A 25,915-nucleotide genomic window follows, 5' to 3' on the forward strand; every position below is an offset into this window, starting at 1 on the left:
TGCTCCAGGGATTCGCGGAGCACATCCAGTGGCCTGGCCATCATCTGTTCGGGGTCAACCTTCCAGAACCAGGCCAGGTCATAGGCGACTGCGATCAGGTCGGTGATGGCTCCGACGCCGCACTCATGAAAAAACTCGCGACGGCCCAGCTCAGCGCGTTGAGGTCAGCCAGGTCCAACTGGTTGACCGACGACGGTGGAATGCCGGCGCACACCGCGATGTATTTGGCCGCGACGTCCATGTCCAGGCTCACTTCTTCGCTTTTGTCGATCTTGTACGGCAGCGCCTTGATCGCCCGCACTTCCTGCACCGTCGGACGGCGCAGGTTGAGTTCGGTCAGAGGCTCGCCGTGGGCTTCGATCGCAACCTGAAGCTTCACGGCGCCGCTCATTGCCAGGTCCCCTTCACACCGTTGAAGACCAGCGAGATCGAGGCGTCGTCCCCCTTGGACGCCGGCTCATCGACCAGGTAAGCGCCGGCCAGCACATAGACTTTGCCGTTGCTGAATTCGCAGGTGACGGTCATGTCCACGCCCGCCACCAGTTGCTTGAGCGGGAAGTCCGGGGTGTGCAGCGCCGTCACTTTGAACGACGGTGCGATGTCGGTTTCCTTGTAGAAACCCGGCACGACGGTTTCGCGTTTGGTGGACATCAGTGGTGCTTCGCAGCCGCCATTGATGGTCAGTTGAGCGCCGTCCACTTTGACGTAGCAGGTGCCCGCAATCAGTTGACCCATGGTGTTTCTCCCTTCAAATAAAAAGCCCACGCAAAGTGGGCTGAAATCACACGTTCCTTACATTCAAGGAGCAGGCTTTTAAGCGGCGTCGTCGTACTGCAGACGGAATTGGTTGAGCAGTGCGAACACACGCAGGCCGTTGATGTAATCCGGCGGGAACAGCACGTTGACTCGGCTCGGGTCCTGCACGTCGCGCTCGACGATCAGGTGCTCGGCGAACAGCTCGGCGTTTTCCACGTGGCCTTCCAGTTCGAGCTTGGCGTACTGGGCAATCAGCTCACCGCGAATGGTGCTCGGGGTGACGATCGGCTGGCCGGCGCCGAAACGGGTGCCGTCGGAGGCCAACTTGTGGCGACCGTACTTGCTGGTGATCACGCTTTGCAGGCGACGCACGATGAACGCCGACTGGTGCATGGTTTCGCTGTCCAGGTAGGAGTTGTCAGCCTGACCATAAGCGTTCTTTTGATAGGTGGTGATCGAACGCTGAATGCGCACGTAACCGCCTTCGTAGTACGCGGTGGCGATACCGTAGTTAAGCAGCGACTGACGCTCGGTCAGGGTGAAGCGTTCGCTGGCCGGCGCCGGGTCGAGACCAGGCAGGCTGCCGCTTTGGGTCGGGCGGCTGGCGTCAGCCGAGATGAACACCGAAGTGCGCGCGGCCAGTGCAGCGGCCTGGACCCAGAACGGTTGCGGCACACCCGGTTCCAGCGCCTGGATGGTCATGTGCTGATCGTTGCGCGCCTGGCCAGCGGCAACCAACGTGCCGATGGTGCCGCGCTTGGCGCTGTAGACGTGACCGAACAATTGCTTGGCCCACGACCAACGACCGGTGCTGTCATCCATGACGGCTTGCCAGGTGTTGAGGGTGCTCAGGTCCGAGAACGGCATGCAGATGAACTCGAACGGTTCATCACCCAATGCCGCAACGGCAGCCACTTGATCCGGTACACCGACGCCGCCAGTCATGGCGGTCACAGCCGAGGTCAGGCCGGCCGGGGTCTCTTCGCCGTTGCTCTTGCCCAGGCGATTGAATTGCAGGCTGATGTCGTTGCCGCTGTCGCCGGTCCATTTGGCGCTCAGGGTCACGACGCCTTCGGCCGCAACCGCGGACACCGGCAGATCGGCAGAAGCGTTGATTTTCAGCGCCAGTGCGCTGGCCGCTTGGGCCGCCGTGAAACCGCTGACGACGGACGCTTGAACACGAACACCGCCGACGTACAGGTTAAGCACGCCGCTCTGGGTCGCTGCGCCCGTCAGGGTCACCACACCTTTGGCGATGCTGCCAGTGGTGTTGTGCAGCGGCAGGCACCAGATCTCGCCGATCGGGTCGGTCTTGCGCCAGGTTTCGTACATCGAGGCGAGCATCGAGCCTTGGCCGCCGATGCTTTTGGCCAGCGCGACGCTGGACACCAGCACCAGTTTGCCGACGTCGGCCGGAGCGATGTTGTCGTTGACCTGAGCGACGATCAACCGGCGCATGGCCGACGACGCGCTATTGGCGGCCGAGTTGTCCATCTCGGCGTAGAACAGCGGAACACGAATGTCCGCGGGGATGTTACTGAATCCGATCGCCATTATTTGGCTCCCTGTGGTTTGGCCGCTTTCACGGCTTTGGTAGTGATATCGCCATCGGCCAGACGTCGACGCCACCAGGCGTTATCCGGCACTTCACGGCCCTCGAGGGGCAACAGATCGCCCGCTTCCGGGTCCGGCACGACACGGCCTGGGGCCGGCAGCACGGTGATGCGTTTGCTCATGGGGTTACATCTCCAGAGAAAGTCAGTTCCAGGCGCCCGTCGGGGCCTGGGCGTTTCAGATTGGGATCGGCCGGGTCGATGGCATCGACCCGCACCGTGACCCCGGTAAAGGACGACAGACCGTCCAGTTCACGCTCGTGCCAACTCTCTGCCGGTTGATTGGGCAGATTGCGGCCGAGCTGAAATTCGGCGAAAAAGCGCAGGCGATACAACGCGCGGCTGGCGTTGATGGAAAGCAATTCACCGCCGTCGTATTCGATGGCGTCGTAGTCCGTGCCGGGCTTGAAACCCACCAGCGCGCGCCACAGTTCGGCGCGCAGGTCGTGCAACAGATCCAGCGCTTTTGTAGCGTCTGTGGTGTCGAGCACCAGGGTCACTTCGAAGCGGTCGCGGATGGGTTGCAGCGCCAGGTTCTGCGCGAGGCTTTTGCTGGCGACATCGGCGAGGGGGACGATGTAGGCGCAAGGGGTTGTGAGTGGGGTGTTGGCTTGCAGGGTGGTGAGGTCGATGCCGGCCGCGATGCGATTGGCAAGGGTTGGGCATTGGGCACGCAGTTGCGTGAGGATCGGAGTGATCTTCATGAGGGCGCTCCAGGGTTTTATTGAAATTGCCAGGTAGATAACTGTGGGAGCAGGCTTGCTCGCGAAAGCGGTGGGTCAGGCGGCATTGTTGGTGAATGTGCTGGCGTCTTCGCGAGCAGGCTCGCTCCCACAGGGTTCTGTGAATTGGTGTGGGGTTTGATCAGACGATGGCTTCAGCTCCGGGATCGATGCACGTCGCGTCGATCATGCAGCGATAGCTGCTGGTGCGGTCGCCGCTGGCGGTGACTTTGTCGATCGACCAGCGCCCACGCATAAAGTCCGGCCAAGTGTCGTCCAGCAGGACCAGCCCTTCAGCCGAGAAGTCTGGATTGCCCGGACAGCTGATTTTCACCTTGAGCTTTTCACGGCCCATTTTGCGCACTTCACCTTCGCCAATCGCCTGCGCTTCTTCTGCGTTCTGGCAATTCAGGCGCAGGGTCTTGAACGGCGCGAGCCCGGTTTCAACCATCTGCAGCAAACCGGCTGCAGCGTCCCACCAACTGATCTGGCAGCCCTGGGTTTTGGCCTTGGCGGAATCATCAAGGGTCGCGGTGATGAACGCATGGTCGCCGGGGCGATTGTTGTGCGTAACCGACAGTCTTACGTCCGCCAATACCTTGCCCGACAACGATTTGAGCTGGCCCGGCCGCGCTAGCACATACAGCTCATTAAAGGGTTTGGCGATGGCGCCATACTTGGTCGCCAAGCGCGAGATGAAGCCCATGTCGGTTTCATTCGACTGGTCGATATGCGCGATCTTTATCAGCGACACTGACGGATCCACCCTCGGCGAAAAACCGTATTTGGCCGTCAGTTGGCGAAACAACGCACCGAGGGTCGTCGGGCCATGACTGGCCGAACGGCGCTGCTGAAATCCGCTCTCGTCCGCCGCACTGAACGGCGCGGCGGTCGCCACCAGCGACACGCGAAACGGAAACAGTGTCGGCGTACGCCGGGCCACCACAAACTGGCCTTTATCCACCAGCCCGGATTCCAGATAACCCACGCACAAACCGATTTTGCCACCCAGGCTCGGCAGCCCTTCAAGACCTTCCAGATCGAGCACCAACGTCAGTTGATCGGACTCAATACCGGCGGTATCGATGTGCTCCCAACTGATCAGACGCTGATTGATCAGGGTCGCGTTGGCCCCGTAGATTTTTATCGCTGGCGTAAACCCGATTGCCATGCAGCCTCCTTAATCCCAAGCCGTTGCCGGCGTTTTCGCTGCGGGCCTGGTTTCAAGCTCCGGCAGCACCACCCAGACGCCTGCTGGCAGTACAGGGCCTTGCTCGGCCAGTATCGGATTGAGGCGCCACAGCGCTTCTTCAGCCCCGTCGTCACAGCGCTCGGTTTCGCGGTAGAGCAACAGATTCACCGAGTCACCGGCGATGGTTCGTACCTTACGCATTGACGTATTCCCCCAAGGTAATCGACCAAGTGATCAACATCGCCGTGCCGTCATCAATCACGCAGCTTTGGGTTTCCAACACATCATCGATGCGCCACAAACCCCAGTTGCGCCCAATGCCATCGACCAACGGCAAAGGTATGCGCAGCGCCTGCAGGGCACGCAATTCGTCGAGCCGATCCATGGCCACCGCGTACATTGCCTTGCCAGTGATCGTCAGGGTTTGCAGGCCTTGACCGGTCTGGCTGGATTTGGGCTTGCTGGTCAAAATATCCACCTTCACCCAGCCACCGTCCGACTTGCGCACCAGACCGTCGTAGGCAAAGTTGCTCGACAAGCCAAAAATGAACGTACCGAGTGCCATTTGCTGCCTCATCAAGCCACCCCATCGGTCAGGGCCGTGTCACGTCGCACGGCGAGTTGATTGGTCGTTGTCATCATTGCGAACTGGTTGGAAAGGTGTTGCACGACCAGGTTGGCCAATTCGTTGGTATTGGGTGAATCGAGGCCGTTGATGTAGATGTTGGCGTTCACCGTGTTTTGCTGATTGTTGGTTTGGGCGTTAGTCAGGTCTTTGCTGACCTGGTCCGGTGACAGGAGGCGATCAGCCCCGGTGTAAATGGACTCACCCAGTGCTTCGCCGCCCTTGCCGCCGAAGTAGGAACCGACCAGGCCACCCACCACAGCGCCAAGCGCAGTGCCCAGGACCGGTACGAAGCTGCCGATCATCGCGCCGGTAGCCGCGCCGGCATAACCTCCGGCCGCTCCGCCAATACCCGAACCGACAGCGCCTGCAGCCCCTTTGTAATCGCCGGCCATCAGTGCCTTGACGCCGTTGTAACCCGCGTAGGCCAGTGCCAGCGGCCCGCCTAGCCGACCTGTGAAAGTCTTGGCCCTGGCATTGGAAGTAACCAGTCGGTTACGTAGCGTAGGACGCGGAGGTTTGGCGTCAGCGGCTCCCGGCTGTTTCGGGTTACCACCCTTCTCCTGCGTACCGTCGCTGACTTTTTTCTTGTCCTGGCCACCGCTTTCATCACGTCCCGGCGGCTGAATAGCAGCGTCCGGTTTGAAAAGTTCTGTGGCGGTGGTGGACACAGTCGACGCCAGTTTGTTCAGGATGGGGCCACGAAGCGGACTGGCGGCCGCAACACCGAGCAAGGTCACGGCGGCGGTGACTTCCGGCAACGTTTCAACCAACGAACTCACACCACTGACCGCCATGTCGGCGCTCAGCATCGCGAGGTCAGTCACTGGAGCAATTGCGTTACCAACCCCGGTAACAAGACGTGTCCAACTCGCATCCAACCCATTCCAGCGTGCTTGCGAGGTATTCCCTCGAGCTTCGGCGGTTTGCGCCATCGAGTCCTTGTCACCGTCACCCTTGTCGGACGCCACAGACAATGCGGTCTTCAGATCCTGAGGCGACTTCAGCAACTTGCCGATGCCCTCGTCGCCCTCAAACAGCGTCTTGATCAACAAGGTCTGTTGCTCGGCCGGCTTGCTCTTCAAAGCCGCCAGCACATCGCTGATCGCCCCCGGTGCATCCTTGCGCATTCTGCTGGCGAGGGCTGCGGGTTCGATATCAAGTTGCACCCAGGCAGCTCGCTGCTCTGGCGTGGCGTTGTCACCTTTACCGAGCGCAGTACCAAGGGTTTTCAACGAGGCGCCAGCTTCTTCTTTGCCCACGGAAGCGCTCAGCAGGGCCGCTGCGATCGCCGCCGTTTGCTCGGGCGCCATACCGGCGGCCAGACCTGTCTCGCCGCCGCGCAGTACGACCGAACCGATGTCTGCCGCCGTCGCTTTCAAATCGGGACTGGCGCCAAGGCGGTTGGCCGCGTTGCCTAACTCAAGACTTTTCTCTCGATCCAGGTGCAACGTAGTGCGCAAGCCGGTCATCAGCGCTCCGGCTTCCTTGATATCGATCTTGAACGCCGAGGCCATGATGGCGCTGTCGCGTGCAAGATCCCTCAGCGTCTGTCTCCTGTCCTGCGGTTCGACGTCTTTGAGAACCCGTGCATCAACCGCCGCCTGTTGGACCTGCAACAGCTGCACACCTGTTGCGCCGCTGGGGGCGGTACGTTTTTCACCCGCTATCTTCTGGGTGTCATTGCCCAGTTCCTGAAGCTCATCCGGGTCCAGATGCAATTTTTGATTCAGGTCGACCAAGGCGGATTGTGCCGCGATTGCAGGCCTCAAATCCTCTGGCGGTGCTCGCTGGTCAACCTCAGCCTTGAGCTTTGATTTTGCCTCACTGGCTGGCGCTGGCGCCGATGCATTCGCCTTGAGCAACGACTGCTGCGTCGACAGTGCACCGGTCAACGACGCCAGGGTTTCGCGAAGCTTTCCCTGCTCCGCCACCAACAGACGGATATCGAGGCTGGCCGTGGTCAGAGCCTGGTTCAGCCCCGACAGCGGGTCTTCGAAACCGACAAGCTCCGGCGTTTCAGATGCGCTGCCCAGTTGCGGCAGCTCGATGCGATTGATGTCCGCACCGTGCAGCGAATAATCACTCTCTGCCATCCCGCTCTACTCCTGTTTCACGCCAAGGCGAGTGATCGCGATGTCGTAGCGGCGCAATGCCTTGCCGGCGTCCCATTCCAGAATTTCCGCCTCACTTACCGGGTAAATGAGCGGCACCACATCGAGGATTACTTCGATGTCGCGCTCCGAAAGAAGTCCGCCGGTTTGTTTAAAAAATCGTCGATGCGTATCTGAAGCTGTGTCCAGTCGGGCACGGTCAGCAGGTCCAGATCGGGGATCATCAGCCCGGTGCAATGGGCGGTGATGAACTCGGCGCGTTCCTTGGCGGTTTTCAGTTTCTTCATCGCCTTGGTGGCGCGCAGCACCGGCATTTCCAGGGTCAGCGCAGTCATGCTGCGGCCCCCGGCGTTGAGCGGTTGCAGCAGTTGTACTTGATCGGGTTCTGCCGATGGATCGCCCTGCCCTTCCTGTTCCAGAAAGTAAGAAGCCGGGCGGGTCGACATTTCGTGCACGTACTGGGCGATGCTCACGTAGTCCGGGCGTTTGAGTTGGTCGAGTTCCTTGACCGACAGCCCGGTGGCCAATTTCGCCAGTTCGAAAAACTGATCGTCCTCATCATCACCGGCATGGGCCAGGGCCTCTTTTTGCGCGGCGTAGAACAAGGGTTTGAGCTGAATCTGCTCGATCTGCGCCTGAGTGTCGGCGGTGATCGGCGACAGCAAGACGTGAACAGGAGGCGTCCAGGACATGAAATGAATTCCTTGGTGGATCATGGGGAGGTGTTGCGTAAATGCCGATTGGTGAATGCAGATCAAAGGGATTGCAAAGCCCCTTGTGGGAGCGAGCTTGCTCGCGATGGCGGAGGGTCACGCAACACAGTGTTGGATCTGCCGGCCTCATCGCGAGCAAGCTCGCTCCCACAGGGATAGTGTTTACGGCATCAACACGGCGCGGCGGGCGTCACCGAGGATGTCGACGCCATTGAGCATGAACTTCTGGGTGCGCACGTCGATGTCGATCACCGGGATGCCGTTTTCGAGACGGTTGTAAGTACGGCAGGTGAATTCAAGCGTGGTAATCGGCTTATCAGCCATCTTGACCACCGACTCGCCCAAGGACTTCAGCTTGCCGCCAATGGTGTGGTAGGTGAACCAGGTATTGCCGTCCTGATCCTGACCGGCTTCGCGCACGTTCAGCAGGATGTCGTCACCCAGTTTTACACCCAGGGCCAGCATGACTTCCGGGCCCATGCCTTGCAGGGCCAGCTTGGCCGTCAGCACGGATGCGCTTTTGACCATGTCCTCGCCGATAAAGCGCCCACCCGTCATCGTTTCCATTGCGAAATCGATCTTCGGCGGCTCGAAACTCTCCACAGTCGCCGACAACGGCAGGCCTTGCAGGGTGGCCGCGATGGCCTGTCTTACGCGGTTGGTAAACATTAGAGAACATCCTCCAGGAACTGCTCGATGATTTCATCGCGGGCGTTGAGTTGGTAAACCATGTGTTCGTTCGGCGCGTAGCGGCCGTAGTCGATGACGATGAACCAGGTGCCGTTCTTGTATTTCTCGACGCTGTTCAATTCCGGGTGCAGGTACACGCTGCCGCCCGGGATGGTTTCGTCGGCGACCAGGGTTTGCAGCCAGTCGTTGATGCGCTTGACCTCCTGATCCATGAACGACTTGGTCAGGTTCTTGGCCATGGCTTTCTGGCCGGCTTTCACCAGCTTGCGGCTGATGGCGTCTTCGAGGCCGACGTAGCTGATGAACTTGCCGGTGACGGAGCGGTTACCCAGCAGCGAGAAGCCGCCGAGGACGGTGCGGGCGTAATAGCTGATGCCATAACGGTTGAGCAGATCGCCTTCGGTGGAGGTGTCGAGGATGTTGTATTCCACGACCCGCGAAACGTCTTCGGCATAGGTCACCTGGTTGCCCGGGCTTTCCCATTGCTTGACCTTGGCCAGTGCGGCGATGGCCAGGCTGGAAGGTGCGAGGAACACGTTTTTCTTCGCCGCTTTGGAGTAAACGGCCGGCATGTTGTGCACGACCAGGCAACGGTCGAAACCGAGGTCCGCACCGCCCAATTCCTGGCTGTAAGTCACTTGATCAGCGACCGCGGCATCCTTGCCGTCGAGCACTACGCGGGCCTTGATGCGCTTGCCGAACGAAGCGAATTCGCTGGCCACCGCTTTGGTACCTGTGAAACCTGGCGCACCAATGATGGTCAGGTCTTCCGGCACGCCGCTCAGTGCAGCCAGGCCGAGTTTGCGACCGGTCACCGGCTCAATGCCGCCGATCACGTTGTTGATGGTATCGGCCGGGGCGGTGCCCTCTTCGACGATGACCACGTAGACCGGCACCTTCACCACTTTGAGGATCTGGTACACCGCGTGGTACAGCGTGCCCGACTCGGCGCCGGTCGGATCGAGCAGTGCCTGAGTGGTGAAGCTGTTGATGCGGAACGGGGAGTTACGCGGAATCAGCGGATCGGCTTTCGGCGCGGTGCCGACCAGGCCAATGACGTTGTCGCCCAGGCCACCCATGGCCTCGGGGGATTCAGTGGCATTGACGGTAATGCCGTTGTGCTCGAAGTTCAAAACCTCAGCCATGTTATTCAGCCTTCTTGGCAGCGGCCGGTTGGGCCTGGGTGGATGTTTTCAGTTCCAGGCGACCGGCGCTGAGCAGTGCATTGGCTTCGACGTCGAGCAGGTCGAGTTCCTGGCCGGCGGTGGACCAGTGACCACGCCCGACGGGGAACGGGACGAGGACGGTGTAAGTTTGGCGTTCTGCCATTTGGGTTTCTCCAGAGACGAAAAAGCCCCTTGGTTTTAGGAAGGGGCTGTTGGGTGTTAATTAGCGGATAAGAAAACGCCCCGACGGTGCGGGGCGTTTATTGAAGCTGGGTGATGACCGAGGTCTTTTCGGGCGGCGATGAATCCGGCCAGCCTTCAGTCAACATGCTGTCACGATAAGTACCCGTCTCGACTGCGCGCAGTAATGTCAGTTCGCGGTCAAAACAAGTCTGTACGTGGGCACGAACAGCCGTCGCAATAGAGATAATCCTGGGCGCATCCAACTCAACAAAACCTTCAGCCGTTTTCCATGAGCATTTGTAAGATGAGTCAAGAATGGCCGAGACGGCTGCACCTGCAATCAACGCCTGTCCATCTCGCGATGTATCAATCGTCGAACCATCGACAACAACGCCTGACGCTTCTCGTTGATAGCGCTCAGCCGCTATCAACGCTGCAAAATCCACCTGAACATCAGGAAATGGAGTTTTGGTTAACGCTCCATCTATCAGACACCAGCGTCCTGTTATGTCCGTTGCAGACCTCGCCCATAGATCATCATCAATTTTCATCGCTCCTTCAGGAATGTCGCAAACACCCTGAATAAGACGTTCTTTTATATAACCGTGCTGATCAAACGTAACGTATTTATTAGTCATAACTTTCCCCTAGCAGCCCACGGCCAACCATCTTGTTGAAGTGCCCGCAGAAGACCGAACGGTGAAGCCTGTCCTGGTTACCCCTCCCATTGCAACAAATCCAACCGCCCCCGATCCAGGGGTGTAGTCACTCATTGCGATGGCAGACAACGCAGCCGTTGGAAACGTGAGCGGATAGTCAACCACCCGGTCAACCGTAGTGGAAACCACGCTATACACACCCCATTGGATAATGAATCCGCCAAGCCACGACGGGAATACGCAGTAGCCGATGCCGGACTTCAGTATCTGAAAGCCCCAAAGCAACTTTTTAGGCGTAACGATTGTTGAATCGTCCGTACCCAAATTGACCGCGGTCTGAGTTGCGACCTTGGCTGTCCCTTGCTTGATCTCCGTTGCCTGGGTGGCTAGAGCAGCAAGCGCGGCGATATCAATATTTCCCTGATTAACCGGAGCGTTCCAGGCTTTGATACACAACATCAACGCAATGTTACGCGGACGTGCAACACCTAAAGCACCAGCGTTCACCGGTGTCGTGCCGGCTGTAAAAACAGAGTTACTGACGGGATAGTCCAATGCGGTGTATGGATCTAGTCCATGAGCCTCCGCTATGCCTGCGTCCGATGATACGTTGTGCCAGAGGCCGGAAACGGCTTGGGCGATGTTAGACGGGTCGAAGGACTGCAAGCTGCCTTTCTGCCAACTGCCCAGCGCACGCCCAGCATCGACCCCACGCCCGTGATCCCAACCGCGCAAAAACTCGCCACGCGTTTCCGGCAACCGGAAGTTACCAACCCCTTCATCCCCCTTATTGAACTTGCCTGCCAGATAAGCGCTCAAGTCGGGATAAACCGCGCTGCTCTTGACGCTGTTATCCAGCTCAAGAAACCCCGGCGGTGGCGTATCAACCGGGAACGCGACAATCGCCCCCACCGGCAACGCCGAAGCCTTGGCAATCAGCGCCTCGATTTCAGGCTTGGTATAGGTGTCCTTGATACCAAATCCGGCCAGCGTTTCAGGATTCGCCCCACCGGTTGCCCGTCCATACTTATCAACGGTCAAACTCTTGTAGGTGCCAGGCTGAATCCCGGTCCGCCCCGCCAACATCTCAAACGTCAGCGCAGTCGCGTCCAACGTAATCGGACCGTTGGTGGTCAGGTGCCACAGCGAGTCACCATTCGCCGTTCCTTCTTCAACCATCACCGTCAGGCCCGGCGTTACCTTGGCGCTGGTGTTGGCGTCAGTCGTGCGGACCCAGGCGCCGTTGGCAACTACCCAAAGGCCGTTGTCCTTGGCCAACGTCTGCGTCGTCAGCAACACGCGATCGCCGGCAACAACCGCGACACCATCAATCTGTTGCGCACCGTTCAACACCAGGTTGCCAGTTGCGGCAACGCGAACCGATTGCTTGCCGTCGAGTTTGCCGAGTTCTTCGGCGAGGTAGCTCATGACCCAGGCACGGGTGGCCTTGACTACAGTGTCATCGATCAGAAGCGTCACTAACGACGCGTTACTGGTCTCGAAAATCGAGCGAATGTAAAACTCTTTCCCCGATCCCGACGTTGCCAATACCGGTTTAAACGACTCCGGATATTTAACGATGGCGTACAAAACCCCGGTATCGGTCCAGATCCCGGCCTCGCGCACATACCAGCCGCCCACGTCCGGCGGGATGGTGACTTCAGCGAGCAGCCAGCTCGGATTTTTCTCATCCTGGAACAGTGCATTGAGCGGCCCGCGCCAGACTTCGCGTTTCAGTGCGGTGGCCGTGGCGGCCGGGTTGTAGACGCTGCCACCACCGTCACCGACGGAAATCTGTGACAACTTGATCGGCAGGCCCGCCGCTTTGCAGGCAGTTTCGTAGGCGATCCCCGCGTTGGTAAGCAGGGTGTAGTAGTCGGCCATTTAGGACCCCTGAGGATAAATAGTGGAGGTTTCGACGGTGTAGAGCCCGGCGGCCAGAAAGAATTGGCCCGAGGCTTCGAGCCCTTCGATGACGATCGGATAAACCGTGGTCAGCTCGCCGCATAGGGTGACGGCGCCGATGACGTGATTGCCGAAGGCACTCAGGCCGACGGAGACCTTTAAGGTGTCGCGCTCACTTTTGGCGTCCGCCAGGCGTCGATCAAGACGCGCATCGATTTCTTCGCTGTAGGGCTGCTCGGAAAAAGCCCTGACGGAAAAGCTGTAAGGCGCGCCCGGTGGTGTTTGTTCGTACCAGGCCCGCACATCGGGTTGGAGCCGCAAACCTTTGGCGGCGTTTTCCAACGCCTTTCGAGTACCGGCCTGCCGTGCGGTGGGCCAAGCGAGTTCGACCGTCAGGCGCTTCTCAGCTTCTGGCGCTTCGGAACTCCACTCGCTGACACCCCGATCTGCACCGAGGTAAGGCAAGAACGCCAACGGTGTTTCGGCGGGGTTCATCAACTCCGGAAACGGCGGCGTAATGCGCTCAAGCAATTTGCCGAAACCGAGATCCAGTGCCCGTTCCAATGGCGAACTGTTGGCTGGCAACAGGCTTGGACGAGGTATGTCGTCACTCATAACGTGTCCACCTCAACCTCGACACCCGTGCAATACGGGGCCTGGAACGCCGTCGTCACAATCGGCGCCAACGGTTCAAGGATTTGCAGTTGAACCGCGCCGGCGCTGTGCAGCGTGTAGTCGATCCAGCTCGGGTCCACCCGCCCTTCCAGGCGATGACAGGAGTCGGCATAGGCCTGCAATTGCTGTTGCGCGGCGACCTTGGTCAGCCCCGAATCGGGACCGGCGTTGATCTTCGCCACGACGCGGATTTTGTAGGTCTTGATTTGCGCGCCCTGCACGGTGACCAGGTCGGTTTCGGGGCGTACATCAGGCCGGGCGAAATGCTGGCGAACGCCATCGAGCAGGTCTGCGGACGGCGTGCCATCGCCCTCCCGGGCCAGCACCGTGACCATCACCTCGCCGGGCGCAGTGCGGCGTCCGTTGCCGTCCTTGACCTGCGCGGCATAGCCGTCCGGATCGAAGGTGTAGGTGACGGTCACCACGCCCGCCGCAGCGGTTTCGACCTTCACCGCAGGCCGTTCGCCGAGGGTAAAAACCTCCCGGCGATACTGCATCCGCGAACCCGCTGCCGGGGCGTGGGGCGCCAGGTAATAACGCAACCGGGCGTCGTCGTCGCTTTCAAAAACCGGAGGGATCGGCGGGAATGCCGCCGGGTCGCCCGGGTCCAGCAGTTGACGCTCAAGGCCCATGTCCGCCAGGCGTGCATCGAGGTTGCTGCCGGTGGCCCACCACGCCAGCATCTGCTTGATGCGGGCGTTGTATTTGCGTTCGTGGGTTTGCAGTCGCACACAAAACGCTTCTAGGGCCAGGGTCAGCAATTCGCTTTCGTTTTCCAGGCTGACCACAACCTTTGTCGCGCTCTCGGGGGAACGAGCGCCGACGTATTCAACGACGAAAGTCTTGAACTCGGCGAGCAAGTCCTCAAAGGCTTCGACGGTGACGATGGCCGGCTCGGCCAACTGGTTCTGGCCGGGGATCAACATACTCATGTCACTACCTCGAAAGTCTGTTGACGGTTTTTCCAGGTGCCGGCGAAGCGCAGCAGCAACCCCGCGCCCTGTCGGCTGGCCACAATGACTTGCGGCTCAAAATCGTCGATGCCGTTCTGCTTGTTGTAAAACGCCTGCGCTGCATGGCTCTGGGCCAGGATCAGCACGTCGTCGCCGAGGTTCTGGCCCAGCAACTGCGGGAGTGTGCTGCCATACAGTGGTCGTTTCTGGCGTGTGCCCAACGGCGTGGTCAGTGCGCGGGTGGCGCGCTGCACAAACTGCAGCCAGTCGTCGACGGTGGCTCCGGTGTTTCTATCGATTCCGATCATGGGAAACCCTTTATTTGGGGCTGATGACACGCCCTTGGTGATCCACCACCGGGCCGCTCAGGTGCACGCCGGCAGCGTCGATCAGCAAACCGACCGCGCCCAGTTGCAAGGTAATTGCCTGGGGCGTCATCGCCAGTCGCGCCGGGCCGATGTTCAGCTCAAGGGATTCGCGAGAACCGCTGAAAGCCGCCGGGCCGTTGTTCCAGTGCAGGACATGGCTGGCATCGTCGTAGCCGCTTTCCGTGCCGTCCTGATAGAGGCGACGGGTCAGCGACGCCAGTGTCGAGGCCGGGGGAAACCGGTCACCGTTAAGCCCGAACAGCGCGACCGACTGCCCACCGCCCTCGCCGCCACCGTGATTCAGCAACAGGCATTGCTCGCCGACGGAGGGGATCCGCGACTCGCTCTGAGCCCCGGCACTCGGGTTGAAAAAACGGATGGCCGGGCTCAGCAATTCACCGTGGCGGACCTTGCAGGTATTGCTGGCCGCATCGACTTCCTGACACACGCCGATCCGACAAAAGCTGTCGGCGCGTCGATACAGGTCTTCAAGCTCAGTCTCCATCTGCGCCAAGCGCTCGATGATCGGGCCCAGTTGCATGCGTAACAGCGCGTCAAACATGGGCTAGTCCTCGAGTGCGGTGTATTGATCCGGGTCGTCGATGTTTGACACCTCCCAGGTGCGGGCGAATTTCGGGATGCCCGTCGGGTCTTCGAGCAGCAATGGCCCGAGGTACAACGTCTGGGTGAATAAAACGGTCCAGGCGTTGTATTCCCGTGTGCCGCTGAGGGATGTGGTCGGAAGGCCATCGATGTTCTGCGGCAAGTCGCATTGATCGGCCGGCAGTTTCCAGCGATTGTCGGTGACGAGGTTTTTCAACTCGCTGACCAGGTCGCACACTTCAGGCCCCGGCGTCGGCAACACAACTTGCAACGAAACCGTCAGGACATGGGCAATACGTCCGTTATTGGCGCGGTTGCCCGGCGCATCGTGGTCGATCGAGATCAGCACCCGGGTCGAATCGTCGGTGCTGTCGAAGTCTTGATGGCTGCCGACCTTCACGCCGGGAAGGGCGATGCGCAACGCCTCGGCAATGGCAGTAACAAACTGCGAAGGTTTTTCGATGACAACGGACATTAATGGCCTCCTGTTCACCTGCAACGCAAAGATCAGCGCCGTTGTTTTATTGTTGATCCGGACGTGGCGGGAGGTCGCAGACACCGATCCGCTTCGCCGCCCAGCGCTCATAAAGCCCGATGGCCACGTCCGCCCCCGCCATCGCCGTGAGGCAACCAAACGCACACGCGGTCCAGATCGACACGCCAGCGGCGTACAGCAACATGATCGCGGAGACTCCGCAGATCACGCAGGCCCCGGAGCGCAACGCCAGGCGCCGCAACAGCGCCCAGCCTCGAGCGCCTTCCTTGTCGGCGCGCCACATTTCGCCGGACACCCCGCCCACCAGGGCGAGGACGATGACAAGCCAGATCGGCATGTCCAGCAACGCTTGTTGCTCGTTTGTCATGTCACGCCTCCTGGGGTGATTGATGAGTGATGTGTGTATTTCAAACCTTGTCTCTTGAAGTGCCTGACGGTAGGTAGGCATTCCAAAAAGCCCGGCGATTAACCGGGCTTTTCAGTAATGCGGTCCTTCGCCTTCCTTTGATCCTGTTAGCAAAAAAGGAAGCTGACTTTTCGGCGCTACTGGCGCGGTACGAGTCCATTCAAATTGTTTTTCCGACCGCGGTCCCTGCCCGCCGGATAACTGCTTCTGGTGCTTTACGCTGCACACCCGGGTCAGTTGCCAACCCTCTGAACCGTTGAGGCCGGTTCATCGCTGCCTTTGTGGTGGAACTAAAGAGCTTCGTTTCGAGCCGCTTTGTTGAGCGGCTTGAGACAAAGAATATGCATGGATGCATATACAGTCAATGCGCAAATGCATTTATTTATGCATTTGTTTTGCGCTGACGCATGAAAGCCTCGCAGACAAAGGTGTTGGTGGTTTTGCGCAGGCGAAAAAAAACCCGCCGGGTGGCGGGTTTTATCGGGTAACGGTTAGGTTAGCGGGCGTACATGCCCCACCAGAAGACGTGACCGAGGATGACGATCTGCTCTTCCTGGATTTCCTGGAAGGTGTAGTCCTCGTCCGGGTGCTCATCGCGATTGAAGCTGCGCAGACGGATACCGGAGGGTAGACGATAAAGCTGTTTCACCCGCAGTTGGCCGTTATGGTTGATCGCGTACAGGTCGCCGTCGACGATGTCGCCAATCCCGCATTTACCGGCATTCACGCCGACGGTGGCACCATCGCGCAGGACCGGCAACATGCTGTTGCCGCGCACCGTCACGCACTTGGCCTGGTCGAACTGCACGCCGTTATGACGCAGACTGCGCTTGCCGAAGCGCAAGCTGGAGCGCTCGCTTTCTTCGATGACGAATCTTCCTGATCCAGCAGCCAATTCAACCTCGCGAAGAAAGGGGACCGACACCTCGTCGTCATCGACAGGGGTATCGTCGTCCCACAAGCTTATATCCTTGAGTTCGGAATGTAGGGGCTCGCGCCCGGCACCGGCGGCCGGCGCAACATCCGCGCGCCCGCGCAATTGATCGGTGCTCACGGCGAAGTACTCGGCGATCTTCGAGATGTGCTTATCCGAAGGATCGACGATCTTCCCGCTGAGGATGCGCGAGAGTGTGGATTGAGGCACGCCGGTGCGTCGGTGAAGCTCCGTGGGGGAGATCCCGTGCTGATCGAGCAGCGCTCTTAAGACTGAAGAAACATTGCGTTTTTGCATAACGCGAATAGTGCTTGATCTTTTTCCGGAAAACAAATGCAGAATTGCATAGAGAGCGCATAAAACGTAAATAAAAGCGCAATGGTCTCAGGCCTTTCATGCCTGCGTCCGGCAGACGGCTCATGTTAACCTTGCGCCCATCGCGGAAAAGCCGGGCCGATGCCCCTCCTTTGCCCTACACCTTTCAACGAGTTTTCCTGATTTCCGATGAATAAAGCTATCTCCGATCTGTCCTCGCACACGCCGATGATGCAGCAATACTGGCGCCTGAAGAACCAGCACCCTGACCAGCTGATGTTCTACCGCATGGGTGACTTCTACGAGATCTTCTATGAAGACGCGAAGAAGGCCGCCAAGTTGCTGGACATCACCTTGACCGCCCGTGGGCAGTCGGCGGGCCAGGCGATTCCGATGTGCGGGATTCCTTACCACGCCGCCGAAGGTTACCTGGCGAAACTGGTGAAGCTCGGCGAGTCGGTGGTGATCTGTGAGCAGGTTGGCGATCCGGCCACCAGCAAGGGGCCGGTGGATCGGCAGGTGGTGCGGATCATCACGCCGGGTACGGTCAGTGATGAGGCGTTGCTGGATGAGCGTCGGGACAACCTGATCGCGGCGGTGCTGGGTGACGAGCGTCTGTTCGGTTTGGCGGTGCTGGACATCACCAGCGGCAACTTCACCGTGCTGGAAATCAAAGGCTGGGAAAACCTGCTGGCGGAGCTGGAGCGGGTCAATCCGGTAGAGCTGATGATCCCGGACGATTGGCCGAAGGACCTGCCGGCGGAAAAACGCCGCGGGGTTCGTCGTCGGGCACCGTGGGATTTTGAACGCGATACGGCGCTGAAAAGTCTCTGCCAACAATTCTCGACCCAGGACCTTAAAGGCTTCGGCTGCGAGAACCTGACCCTGGCCATCGGTGCCGCCGGCTGCCTGCTCAGCTACGCCAAGGAAACCCAGCGCACCGCCCTGCCGCACTTGCGCAGCCTGCGTCATGAACGCCTGGACGACACCGTGGTGCTGGACGGCGCAAGCCGTCGCAACCTGGAGCTGGACACCAACCTGGCCGGTGGCCGCGAGAACACCCTGCAATCGGTGGTCGATCGCTGCCAGACCGCCATGGGCAGCCGCTTGCTGACCCGTTGGCTGAACCGTCCACTGCGGGACTTGACCGTGTTGCTGGCGCGTCAGACCTCAATCACTTGCCTGCTCGACGGCTACCGTTTCGAAAAGCTGCAACCACAACTCAAGGAAATCGGCGACATCGAGCGGATCCTGGCGCGGATCGGTTTGCGTAACGCTCGTCCTCGTGACTTGGCCCGCCTGCGTGATGCCCTCGGCGCATTGCCCGAGCTGCAAGTGGCGATGGCCGAACTCGAAGCCCCGCACATCATTCAACTGGCCGCGACCACCAGCACCTACCCGGAACTCGCGGCGTTGCTGGAAAAAGCCATTATCGACAACCCGCCGGCAGTCATCCGTGACGGCGGCGTGTTGAAAACCGGTTACGACGCCGAGCTGGACGACCTGCAATCGCTCAGCGAAAACGCCGGGCAGTTCCTGATCGACCTTGAAGCCCGCGAGAAGGCCCGCACCGGTCTGTCGCACCTGAAAGTCGGCTACAACCGCATTCACGGTTACTTCATCGAGTTGCCGAGCAAACAGGCCGAATCGGCGCCGGCGGACTACATCCGTCGCCAGACGCTCAAGGGTGCCGAGCGTTTCATCACGCCAGAACTGAAGGCGTTCGAAGACAAGGCGCTATCGGCCAAGAGCCGTGCCCTGGCGCGCGAGAAGATGCTCTACGAAGCGTTGCTCGAAGACTTGATTTCGCAATTGCCGCCGTTGCAGGACACTGCCGCCGCGCTGGCCGAACTGGACGTGTTGAGCAACCTCGCCGAACGTGCACTGAACCTTGACCTGAACTGCCCGCGCTTCGTCGACGAGCCGTGCATGCGCATCAGCCAGGGGCGTCACCCGGTGGTCGAGCAAGTGCTGAGCACGCCGTTCGTGGCCAACGACCTGAGCCTCGACGACAATACCCGCATGCTGGTGATCACCGGTCCGAACATGGGCGGTAAATCCACCTACATGCGCCAGACTGCGTTGATCGTGTTGCTGGCGCACATCGGCAGCTTCGTACCGGCAGCCAGTTGCGAATTGTCGCTGGTGGATCGCATCTTCACCCGGATCGGTTCCAGCGATGACTTGGCCGGTGGCCGTTCGACCTTCATGGTTGAAATGAGTGAAACGGCGAACATCCTGCACAACGCCACCGAGCGCAGCCTGGTGCTGATGGACGAAGTCGGACGCGGTACGAGCACCTTCGACGGTCTGTCCCTGGCCTGGGCTGCTGCCGAGCGCCTGGCGCACCTGCGTGCCTACACGCTGTTCGCTACCCACTACTTCGAACTGACCGTGTTGCCGGAGGCCCAGCCGCTGGTGGCCAACGTGCATCTGAATGCCACCGAGCACAACGAACGCATCGTGTTCCTGCACCATGTGTTGCCTGGGCCTGCCAGCCAAAGCTACGGCTTGGCGGTTGCGCAATTGGCCGGCGTGCCGAGCGAAGTGATCGTGCGTGCTCGCGAGCACCTGGGTCGCCTGGAAGCCACTGCCCTGCCCCACGAAGTGCCGAAAGCCGTCAAAGGCAAACCGGCCGCGCCGCAGCAGAGCGACATGTTCGCCAGCCTGCCGCATCCGGTGCTCGACGAACTGGCCAAACTGGACCTGGACGATATGAGTCCGCGTCGTGCGCTCGAAATGCTCTATACACTAAAGACACGGATCTAACGCACTTGCGTGCAAGCTGTTAGAATCTCGCGCGGTTTGGGATGCTGCTGGCTCATAGCCTGGCCAGCAGACTATCGCTCCCGAACCTGGCGACCCCAACGTGAAGGGGCTCCGCTGCCGCCGCCTGAGGAGAAAATTAGAAATGACCTTCGTCGTCACCGACAACTGCATCAAGTGCAAGTACACCGACTGCGTAGAAGTCTGTCCGGTGGACTGCTTTTACGAAGGCCCGAACTTCCTGGTGATTCACCCGGATGAGTGCATCGACTGCGCACTGTGCGAACCAGAATGCCCGGCCGTGGCCATCTTCTCCGAAGATGAAGTCCCGGAAGAGATGCAGGAATTCATTCAGCTGAACGTTGATCTGGCCGAAATCTGGCCGAACATCACCGAGAAGAAAGAATCGCTGCCCGATGCCGAAGAGTGGGATGGCGTGAAAGGCAAGATCAAAGACCTCGAACGCTGATTGACCCCGCGTTCTTGAAAAGGCCCCTTGTGGGCCTTTTTGCTTTTCTGCAGGCAAAAAAAGGGGCGGTTTGACCCGCCCACATTTTTTCCCTATTCCCTGTATTCCTTTTCATCGTCCTGATGAACCGCGTCCTGCGATGTCCTTTCCCCTCTTCCTTGAAGGGCGTGTCTATCCGTCGACACAACCCAGATACTAGAGAATTCCCCGGCATGAACAACCGCCCTTCGGGCAGGTAACGGCTTGTCATATGCGCGAAACAAAACAAAATAACCATATAAAACAGCTAGTTAAAATCATGCCGCAGTCAAAATAGACAACTGCCAACCTGTAAAAATAGCGAACACTTACGAAAGAGTAAGCAAAGTCTTACAACGCGAGTCTACGAACCCGAGATTTCTCCCAGGCAACAAAAAGCCCCGAACCAGTCGGGGCTTTTGGTTGCCATTGAGTGGACGCTTATTGAAACAGCGACTCACTCGACAGGCCGTTCTTCTCGAGAATCTCTCGAAGTCGCTTAAGGCCTTCCACCTGGATTTGCCTGACCCGCTCCCGGGTCAAACCGATCTCCAGGCCCACATCTTCCAGCGTGCTGCTCTCGTGACCGCGCAGGCCGAAGCGGCGTATGACCACCTCGCGTTGCTTGTCGGTCAGCTCCGAGAGCCACTGATCGATGCTCTGTGACAGGTCATCGTCCTGCAGCAGTTCGCATGGATCGGTTGGACGATCGTCGGTAAGGGTGTCCAGCAGGGTTTTATCCGAATCCGGACCCAGCGAGACGTCGACCGAAGAAACCCGCTCGTTCAGGCCCAGCATGCGCTTGACCTCGCCCACCGGTTTTTCCAGCAGGTTGGCGATTTCTTCGGGTGAGGGTTCGTGATCGAGCTTTTGCGTCAGTTCCCGTGCAGCCCGCAGGTACACGTTGAGCTCTTTGACCACATGGATCGGCAACCGGATGGTCCGGGTCTGATTCATGATCGCGCGCTCGATGGTCTGACGTATCCACCAGGTTGCGTAGGTCGAAAAGCGGAAGCCGCGCTCAGGGTCGAACTTTTCCACGGCCCGGATCAGCCCGAGGTTACCCTCTTCGATCAGGTCCAGCAGCGACAAGCCACGATTGACGTAACGCCGGGCGATTTTCACCACCAGCCGCAGGTTACTTTCGATCATGCGTTTGCGCCCGGCCGGATCGCCACTTTGCGACAAGCGCGCAAAATGAACTTCTTCTTCCGGAGAGAGCAGTGGGGAAAAGCCGATTTCGTTGAGGTACAGCTGCGTGGCATCGAGTGCCCGAGTGTAGTCGATGTACTTGTGTTGCTTTAGCGAAGCGGAGTGTTTGGATTTGGCGCGAACGGAAGGCGGTGCAGCCCCTTCATCATTCGACATCGAATCCGTGCCGATGCCGGTCTCCATAAGGAGAACCTCATCGTCGATGTCAAACTCCGGCACTTCTTTACTGAGAGCCATTGTTATAGTCCTTTGGTGAGTTCGACCTCAAGCTCAAGCGGCGCCTTTATCCTTGGCAACGCTGGAGCCTGTTCCCTCTACGTGACGGAACAGGCTGACAACAAATCAACGACGTGGCAGGAATTGCAGCGGATCTACAGGCTTACCTTGTCGGCGAATCTCAAAATGCAGTTTCACCCGGTCTGTACCCGTTGACCCCATTTCGGCAATTGTCTGTCCGACTTTGACCTGCTGCCCCTCCCGAACCAACAGCCTACGGTTATGTCCGTAAGCACTGACGTAGGTATCGCTGTGTTTGATGATGACTAATTCGCCGTAGCCCCTTAAGCCACTCCCGGCGTATACCACCGTCCCATCAGACGCAGCTAAAACAGGCTGTCCCAAATCCCCGGCGATATCAATTCCTTTATTCAAACTACCGTTTGAAGAGAATTTTCCAATTAATATGCCATTAGAAGGCCATCCCCAGCCGGTCGGGGCCGGACCTGCAGGAGGCAGTGGTGCGAGGGCTGGCTTGCTCGCGACGGACGGTGCAACCACCGCTGTACTGGTCGTTGCGCCATTCGGTTGGCGTCGGATTACTGTGGTTTTCAGCGACGATGAAGGCGTTGAATTTGACGAGCTTACGACTGTCGTCGGCGTTGAACCGGTACGACCATCGAAGCGAATCGTCTGACCCGGATGGATCGTGTATGGCGTAGGAATATTGTTCCGGGCAGCGAGGGCTTTGTAGTCCCAACCGTAGCGAAAAGCGATCGAGAACAGAGTGTCTTTAGGTCGAACGACATATTGACCCGTGGTGACGGCCGGACGCTGGGCTACGGTTTTGTTGCGATCCACCACGCCAACGGTGCTCGACTTGGTGCTGGAGCAACCGACCAGCAACGTGCTCAAGACAAGGCCAGTCACCAGGCGCTGAAAGCTTGCTGTACCCATACGCTGCGCAATGACTGTGAGACTCACCCGCCGCTCCCTTTGTGGTGGCTGAAAATGTGGATTGCCGTGTTCCGGCACGAAATGTCGCAAGTATAACGGGCCGTACAGGCTTTACCTTTAATGACGTGAAATCGCTTCGCGCACACGTTTGCTGCCTGACGATGAAATCCGTTTAAACAATCGATGCCGCTGTAAGACACGGCCGATCGAAGAGAATTCAGCGCGCGAAAACAAATGCTCAGGCCAGTGGCCCATTGAGCAATGGCACGAAGCGTACCGCTCCCAGAACACGCCTGGAAAAGCCCTGTTCTTCACGGATGATCAGCATCAATTGCTGGACCTCACCGGAGCCGACCGGAATCACCAGGCGTCCGCCCGGCGCCAACTGATCAAGCAGTGCCTGGGGCACATCGGTGGCAACAGCGGTGACGATAATGCCGTTATAAGGAGCCAGTGCCGGCCAGCCTTCCCAACCATCGCCCCAGCGGAAGACCACGTTGCGCAGGTTCAGCTCGACCAGGCGTTCCTTGGCCCGGTCTTGCAACACCTTGATGCGCTCCACGGAGAACACCCGCTCCACCAACTGCGACAGCACGGCGGTCTGGTAGCCCGAGCCGGTGCCGATCTCCATCACCTTGTCCAACGGACCGGCCTCCAGCAGCAGCTCGCTCATGCGCGCCACCATATAAGGCTGGGAGATCGTCTGGTTATTGCCGATCGGCAGCGCGGTGTCTTCGTAGGCGCGGTGAGCCAGCGCCTCGTCAACGAACAGGTGACGCGGTGTACGGCGGATGACTTCCAGCACCTTGGCGTTGGAAATCCCCTCTTCATACAGCCGCTGAATGAGGCGCTCGCGGGTCCGCTGGGAAGTCATGCCGATGCCGCGACGCAGCATATCGTCTTGTTCACGAGACATTAACGCAGCCCCTCCAGCCAGCCATCGAGACTTCTGAAGGCATCATTGAAGGTGCGATCCAGTTGTAGTGGAGTGATTGAGACATAGCCCTGCATCACCGCATGGAAATCGGTTCCCGGACCGCCGTCTTCGGCGTCCCCTGAGGCGGCAATCCAATAGCCGGACTTGCCCCGTGGATCGACGACTTTTATTGGCGCCGCGGCGCGGGCGCGATGCCCGAGGCGGGTCAACTGAATACCGCGGATATGGTCCAGCGGCAGGTTCGGAATATTCACGTTCAGCACCGTGCGCGGTGGCAGCTGGAGGTCAGCATGGGCTTCGACCAGTTTGCGCGCAAAGTAGGCGGCTGTGGGAAGGTTCTCTATTTGCCGTGAGACCAACGAAAAGGCAAACGAAGGACGCTCCAGGAAGCGACCTTCAAGGGCCGCCGCCACGGTGCCGGAATACAGCACGTCGTCCCCCAGGTTCGCACCCAGGTTAATACCGGAAACCACCATGTCCGGCTGGCGCTCCAGCAAGCCGTTAAGGCCCAGGTGCACGCAATCGGTGGGTGTGCCATTGAGGCTGATAAAGCCGTTGGCCAGGGTTTGCGGGTGCAACGGACGGTCGAGCGTCAGCGAACTGCTGGCGCCGCTTTTGTCCTGGTCCGGGGCGATAACCACGCACTCGGTGAAATCCGCCAGCGCAGCATAAAGCGCGGCGAGACCGGGTGCGGTTACCCCATCGTCGTTAGAAATCAGAATACGCATGGGCTGTCCGTCTGCCCCACCGGCACCAGATCGACGAGTTCGCGCACCAATACGGTGGCGAAGCATCCGGCCGGGAGGACGAATTCCAGTTGCAGAATGTCAGGCTCGGGATAATGCCACGTCAACCCACCAATGGGCAGCCGCAGGATGCGACGTTCGTGGCTCATTCCGGCGTTAATCAACCAATCGCGCAAGTCTGCTTCGCGGCTGGCGATTGCCTGCTCCAGTTCATGGACAGCGCCCGTGGTCGGCGAGTCACCTTCGCCCCACTGCGGACCGGTCGGATGCAGGTCAAGTATCGCCAGGCGTGGATCGTTGCACTCGGCTTCACCGGCCGGAAAGAAACTGCGGCTGTCGGTGAAAGCCAGCAGATCGCCGACCTGGGCGCGCTGCCAGCTGCCATCAGCGACACGCGCCGCCAACACCTGGTTGAACAGAAAACTGCGGGCGGTGGAGAGCAGGCGCGAACGCACGTTGCGCTGCTCCGGCAACGCTTTACGCGCAGCCCAGGCGCGGGCATCGACTACGTTGCCGCCATCAAAGCCGAAGCGCTGGGCACCGAAATAATTCGGAATACCTTGCTGGGTGATCAGTTGCAGGCGTTCTTCGATCGCCGCCTTGTCGCCGGCAAATTGGGTCAGGCGCAAAGTGAAGCCATTGGCCGAGTGGGCACCGCGTTGCAGCTTGCGCTTGTGCCGGCCGGTCTTGAGGATCTTCAGCGTGTCGTTTTCCGCCGCCGACAGATCGGGGTCGGCCTTGCCCGGCAGTTGCACACTGAACCACTGGCGGGTCAGTGCCTGACGATCCTTGAGGCCCGCATAACTGACGGTCCTCAACGGCACGCCGGCCGCTTTTGCAATCCGGCGTGCGGCTTCTTCGGTGTTCAGACCGCGCTTTTCCACCCAGATCCACAGGTGCTCGCCATCGCCACTGAGCGGGATGTTGAGCACTTCATCAACCTGGAAATCTTCCGCCGTGGCTTTCAGTACCGCGGTGCCAAGGGCTTCGCCATAGGCGCGCGGGCCAAGCAGTTGCAGTTCGTTCATGCGCGCAGCAACAAGGCAACGGAATGCACGGCAATGCCTTCTTCGCGACCGACGAAGCCAAGCTTTTCGGTAGTGGTAGCTTTCACGTTCACTTGATCCAACTCAACTTGAAGATCCGCGGCAATGAGCGCGCGCATCGATTCGATATGCGGAGCCATTTTCGGCGCCTGGGCGACGATGGTGTTATCGACGTTGCCGACTTTCCAGCCCTTGGCGTGGATCAGTGCGACGACGTGACGCAACAGCACGCGGCTGTCGGCGCCCTTGAAGGTTGGATCGGTGTCCGGGAAATGCTTGCCGATATCACCCAGCGCGGCGGCGCCGAGCAAGGCATCGCTCAAGGCGTGCAGCAGGACGTCACCGTCGGAGTGAGCGAGCAGCCCGAAGCCGTGTGCAATCCGCACACCGCCCAGAGTAATGAAATCGCCTTCAGCGAAACGGTGCACATCATAGCCGTGGCCAATACGCATAAAAAAAC

30 protein-coding genes are annotated in these 25,915 nt (G+C 59.4%); 2 read left to right on the forward strand and 28 right to left on the reverse strand.

Translation table 11 applies throughout. From position 1 onward, the window contains the following. Nucleotides 1–94: 94 nt before the first annotated feature. From HKK53_RS14310 to HKK53_RS14415, 22 genes are all read right to left on the reverse strand, one after another. Nucleotides 95–391, reverse strand: coding sequence for a phage tail assembly protein (locus HKK53_RS14310; protein WP_054047093.1), 297 nt, complete (start codon nt 389–391; stop codon nt 95–97). Further along, nucleotides 388–735 (reverse strand): phage tail tube protein, encoded by a 348-nt coding sequence (locus tag HKK53_RS14315; protein WP_123511965.1) that lies wholly within the window; start codon nt 733–735, stop codon nt 388–390. The genes HKK53_RS14310 and HKK53_RS14315 overlap by 4 nt, the downstream gene beginning before the upstream one ends. A gap of 78 nt (nt 736–813) precedes the next feature. Beyond that, nucleotides 814–2,310 (reverse strand): phage tail sheath subtilisin-like domain-containing protein, encoded by a 1,497-nt coding sequence (locus HKK53_RS14320; protein ID WP_169371361.1) that lies wholly within the window; start codon nt 2,308–2,310, stop codon nt 814–816. Next, a complete protein-coding gene (locus HKK53_RS14325; RefSeq protein WP_007907211.1) occupies nt 2,310–2,492 on the reverse strand; it encodes a DUF2635 domain-containing protein in 183 nt (60 codons plus the stop codon). Before HKK53_RS14325 ends, HKK53_RS14320 begins: the two co-directional genes overlap by 1 nt. Then, nucleotides 2,489–3,073, reverse strand: a complete 585-nt coding sequence (locus HKK53_RS14330) for a phage tail terminator protein (protein ID WP_169371362.1) — start codon at nt 3,071–3,073, stop codon at nt 2,489–2,491. Before HKK53_RS14330 ends, HKK53_RS14325 begins: the two co-directional genes overlap by 4 nt. 160 nt (nt 3,074–3,233) lie before the next feature. Next, complete coding sequence (locus tag HKK53_RS14335) at nt 3,234–4,262, reverse strand: phage late control D family protein (protein ID WP_123511959.1); 1,029 nt, start codon at nt 4,260–4,262, stop codon at nt 3,234–3,236. Nucleotides 4,263–4,271: 9 nt separating this feature from the next. Beyond that, entirely contained in the window at nt 4,272–4,484 is a 213-nt protein-coding gene (locus HKK53_RS14340) for a tail protein X (RefSeq protein WP_169371363.1), read from the reverse strand. After that, nucleotides 4,477–4,860: a phage tail protein gene (locus HKK53_RS14345; RefSeq protein ID WP_123511955.1), complete on the reverse strand. Its 384-nt coding sequence runs from the start codon at nt 4,858–4,860 to the stop codon at nt 4,477–4,479. Before HKK53_RS14345 ends, HKK53_RS14340 begins: the two co-directional genes overlap by 8 nt. Continuing rightward, entirely contained in the window at nt 4,860–7,004 is a 2,145-nt protein-coding gene (locus tag HKK53_RS14350) for a phage tail tape measure protein (protein ID WP_169371364.1), read from the reverse strand. The genes HKK53_RS14345 and HKK53_RS14350 overlap by 1 nt, the downstream gene beginning before the upstream one ends. Before the next feature lie 128 nt (nt 7,005–7,132). Continuing rightward, entirely contained in the window at nt 7,133–7,714 is a 582-nt protein-coding gene (locus HKK53_RS14355; protein ID WP_169371365.1) for a phage tail assembly protein, read from the reverse strand. A 183-nt stretch (nt 7,715–7,897) separates the two neighbouring features. Continuing rightward, nucleotides 7,898–8,404, reverse strand: coding sequence for a phage major tail tube protein (locus HKK53_RS14360; RefSeq protein WP_169371366.1), 507 nt, complete (start codon nt 8,402–8,404; stop codon nt 7,898–7,900). After that, nucleotides 8,404–9,570: a phage tail protein gene (locus HKK53_RS14365; protein ID WP_169371367.1), complete on the reverse strand. Its 1,167-nt coding sequence runs from the start codon at nt 9,568–9,570 to the stop codon at nt 8,404–8,406. The genes HKK53_RS14360 and HKK53_RS14365 overlap by 1 nt, the downstream gene beginning before the upstream one ends. Before the next feature lies 1 nt (nt 9,571). Further along, nucleotides 9,572–9,754 (reverse strand): hypothetical protein, encoded by a 183-nt coding sequence (locus HKK53_RS14370; RefSeq protein ID WP_169371368.1) that lies wholly within the window; start codon nt 9,752–9,754, stop codon nt 9,572–9,574. Nucleotides 9,755–9,851: 97 nt separating this feature from the next. Beyond that, nucleotides 9,852–10,412 carry a DUF4376 domain-containing protein gene (locus tag HKK53_RS14375; RefSeq protein WP_237150783.1) on the reverse strand — a complete coding sequence of 187 codons (561 nt, stop codon included), beginning with the start codon at nt 10,410–10,412 and terminating at the stop codon, nt 9,852–9,854. Between the two features lie 9 nt (nt 10,413–10,421). Further along, the gene (locus HKK53_RS14380) at nt 10,422–12,317 is read right to left on the reverse strand and encodes a phage tail-collar fiber domain-containing protein (protein ID WP_169371369.1); all 1,896 of its coding nucleotides are present in this window, start codon (nt 12,315–12,317) and stop codon (nt 10,422–10,424) included. Further along, nucleotides 12,318–12,953: a phage tail protein I gene (locus tag HKK53_RS14385; protein ID WP_169371370.1), complete on the reverse strand. Its 636-nt coding sequence runs from the start codon at nt 12,951–12,953 to the stop codon at nt 12,318–12,320. Continuing rightward, nucleotides 12,950–13,945, reverse strand: coding sequence for a baseplate J/gp47 family protein (locus HKK53_RS14390; protein ID WP_169371371.1), 996 nt, complete (start codon nt 13,943–13,945; stop codon nt 12,950–12,952). The genes HKK53_RS14385 and HKK53_RS14390 overlap by 4 nt, the downstream gene beginning before the upstream one ends. Continuing rightward, a complete protein-coding gene (locus HKK53_RS14395; protein WP_123405816.1) occupies nt 13,942–14,274 on the reverse strand; it encodes a phage baseplate protein in 333 nt (110 codons plus the stop codon). The genes HKK53_RS14390 and HKK53_RS14395 overlap by 4 nt, the downstream gene beginning before the upstream one ends. 10 nt (nt 14,275–14,284) lie before the next feature. Beyond that, nucleotides 14,285–14,896: a phage baseplate assembly protein V gene (locus tag HKK53_RS14400; RefSeq protein ID WP_169371372.1), complete on the reverse strand. Its 612-nt coding sequence runs from the start codon at nt 14,894–14,896 to the stop codon at nt 14,285–14,287. A gap of 3 nt (nt 14,897–14,899) precedes the next feature. Next, entirely contained in the window at nt 14,900–15,412 is a 513-nt protein-coding gene (locus HKK53_RS14405; protein WP_169371373.1) for a hypothetical protein, read from the reverse strand. 46 nt (nt 15,413–15,458) lie between these two features. After that, a complete protein-coding gene (locus HKK53_RS14410) occupies nt 15,459–15,800 on the reverse strand; it encodes a phage holin family protein (protein WP_169371374.1) in 342 nt (113 codons plus the stop codon). A gap of 535 nt (nt 15,801–16,335) precedes the next feature. Next, a complete protein-coding gene (locus HKK53_RS14415) occupies nt 16,336–17,070 on the reverse strand; it encodes a LexA family transcriptional regulator (RefSeq protein WP_169371375.1) in 735 nt (244 codons plus the stop codon). Nucleotides 17,071–17,289: 219 nt separating this feature from the next. Here HKK53_RS14415 and mutS point away from each other — a divergent pair, with 219 nt between their 5' ends. Both mutS and fdxA read left to right on the forward strand, forming a co-directional pair. Then, nucleotides 17,290–19,857, forward strand: a complete 2,568-nt coding sequence (gene mutS / locus HKK53_RS14420) for a DNA mismatch repair protein MutS (protein WP_178117486.1) — start codon at nt 17,290–17,292, stop codon at nt 19,855–19,857. A 142-nt stretch (nt 19,858–19,999) separates the two neighbouring features. Next, nucleotides 20,000–20,323, forward strand: coding sequence for a ferredoxin FdxA (fdxA, locus tag HKK53_RS14425; RefSeq protein ID WP_008077096.1), 324 nt, complete (start codon nt 20,000–20,002; stop codon nt 20,321–20,323). Between the two features lie 459 nt (nt 20,324–20,782). On the opposite strand, the gene rpoS is transcribed toward fdxA, so the two are convergent. The 6 genes from rpoS to ispF all read right to left on the reverse strand — a co-directional run bounded on the left by rpoS (nt 20,783) and on the right by ispF (nt 25,907). Then, nucleotides 20,783–21,790 carry an RNA polymerase sigma factor RpoS gene (gene rpoS, locus HKK53_RS14430; RefSeq protein WP_008154012.1) on the reverse strand — a complete coding sequence of 336 codons (1,008 nt, stop codon included), beginning with the start codon at nt 21,788–21,790 and terminating at the stop codon, nt 20,783–20,785. Nucleotides 21,791–21,895: 105 nt separating this feature from the next. Next, nucleotides 21,896–22,753, reverse strand: coding sequence for a peptidoglycan DD-metalloendopeptidase family protein (locus HKK53_RS14435; RefSeq protein ID WP_169371377.1), 858 nt, complete (start codon nt 22,751–22,753; stop codon nt 21,896–21,898). A gap of 211 nt (nt 22,754–22,964) precedes the next feature. After that, nucleotides 22,965–23,600: a protein-L-isoaspartate(D-aspartate) O-methyltransferase gene (locus tag HKK53_RS14440; protein ID WP_173860469.1), complete on the reverse strand. Its 636-nt coding sequence runs from the start codon at nt 23,598–23,600 to the stop codon at nt 22,965–22,967. A gap of 41 nt (nt 23,601–23,641) precedes the next feature. After that, nucleotides 23,642–24,391 carry a 5'/3'-nucleotidase SurE gene (gene surE, locus HKK53_RS14445; protein ID WP_169371378.1) on the reverse strand — a complete coding sequence of 250 codons (750 nt, stop codon included), beginning with the start codon at nt 24,389–24,391 and terminating at the stop codon, nt 23,642–23,644. Then, a complete protein-coding gene (gene truD / locus HKK53_RS14450; protein WP_169371379.1) occupies nt 24,379–25,437 on the reverse strand; it encodes a tRNA pseudouridine(13) synthase TruD in 1,059 nt (352 codons plus the stop codon). The genes surE and truD overlap by 13 nt, the downstream gene beginning before the upstream one ends. Then, nucleotides 25,434–25,907, reverse strand: a complete 474-nt coding sequence (ispF, locus tag HKK53_RS14455; RefSeq protein ID WP_010462780.1) for a 2-C-methyl-D-erythritol 2,4-cyclodiphosphate synthase — start codon at nt 25,905–25,907, stop codon at nt 25,434–25,436. Before ispF ends, truD begins: the two co-directional genes overlap by 4 nt. Nucleotides 25,908–25,915 lie beyond the last annotated feature (8 nt).

This window comes from Pseudomonas sp. ADAK7 (assembly GCF_012935675.1).
In the GTDB taxonomy this organism is placed as follows: Bacteria; Pseudomonadota; Gammaproteobacteria; order Pseudomonadales; family Pseudomonadaceae; genus Aquipseudomonas.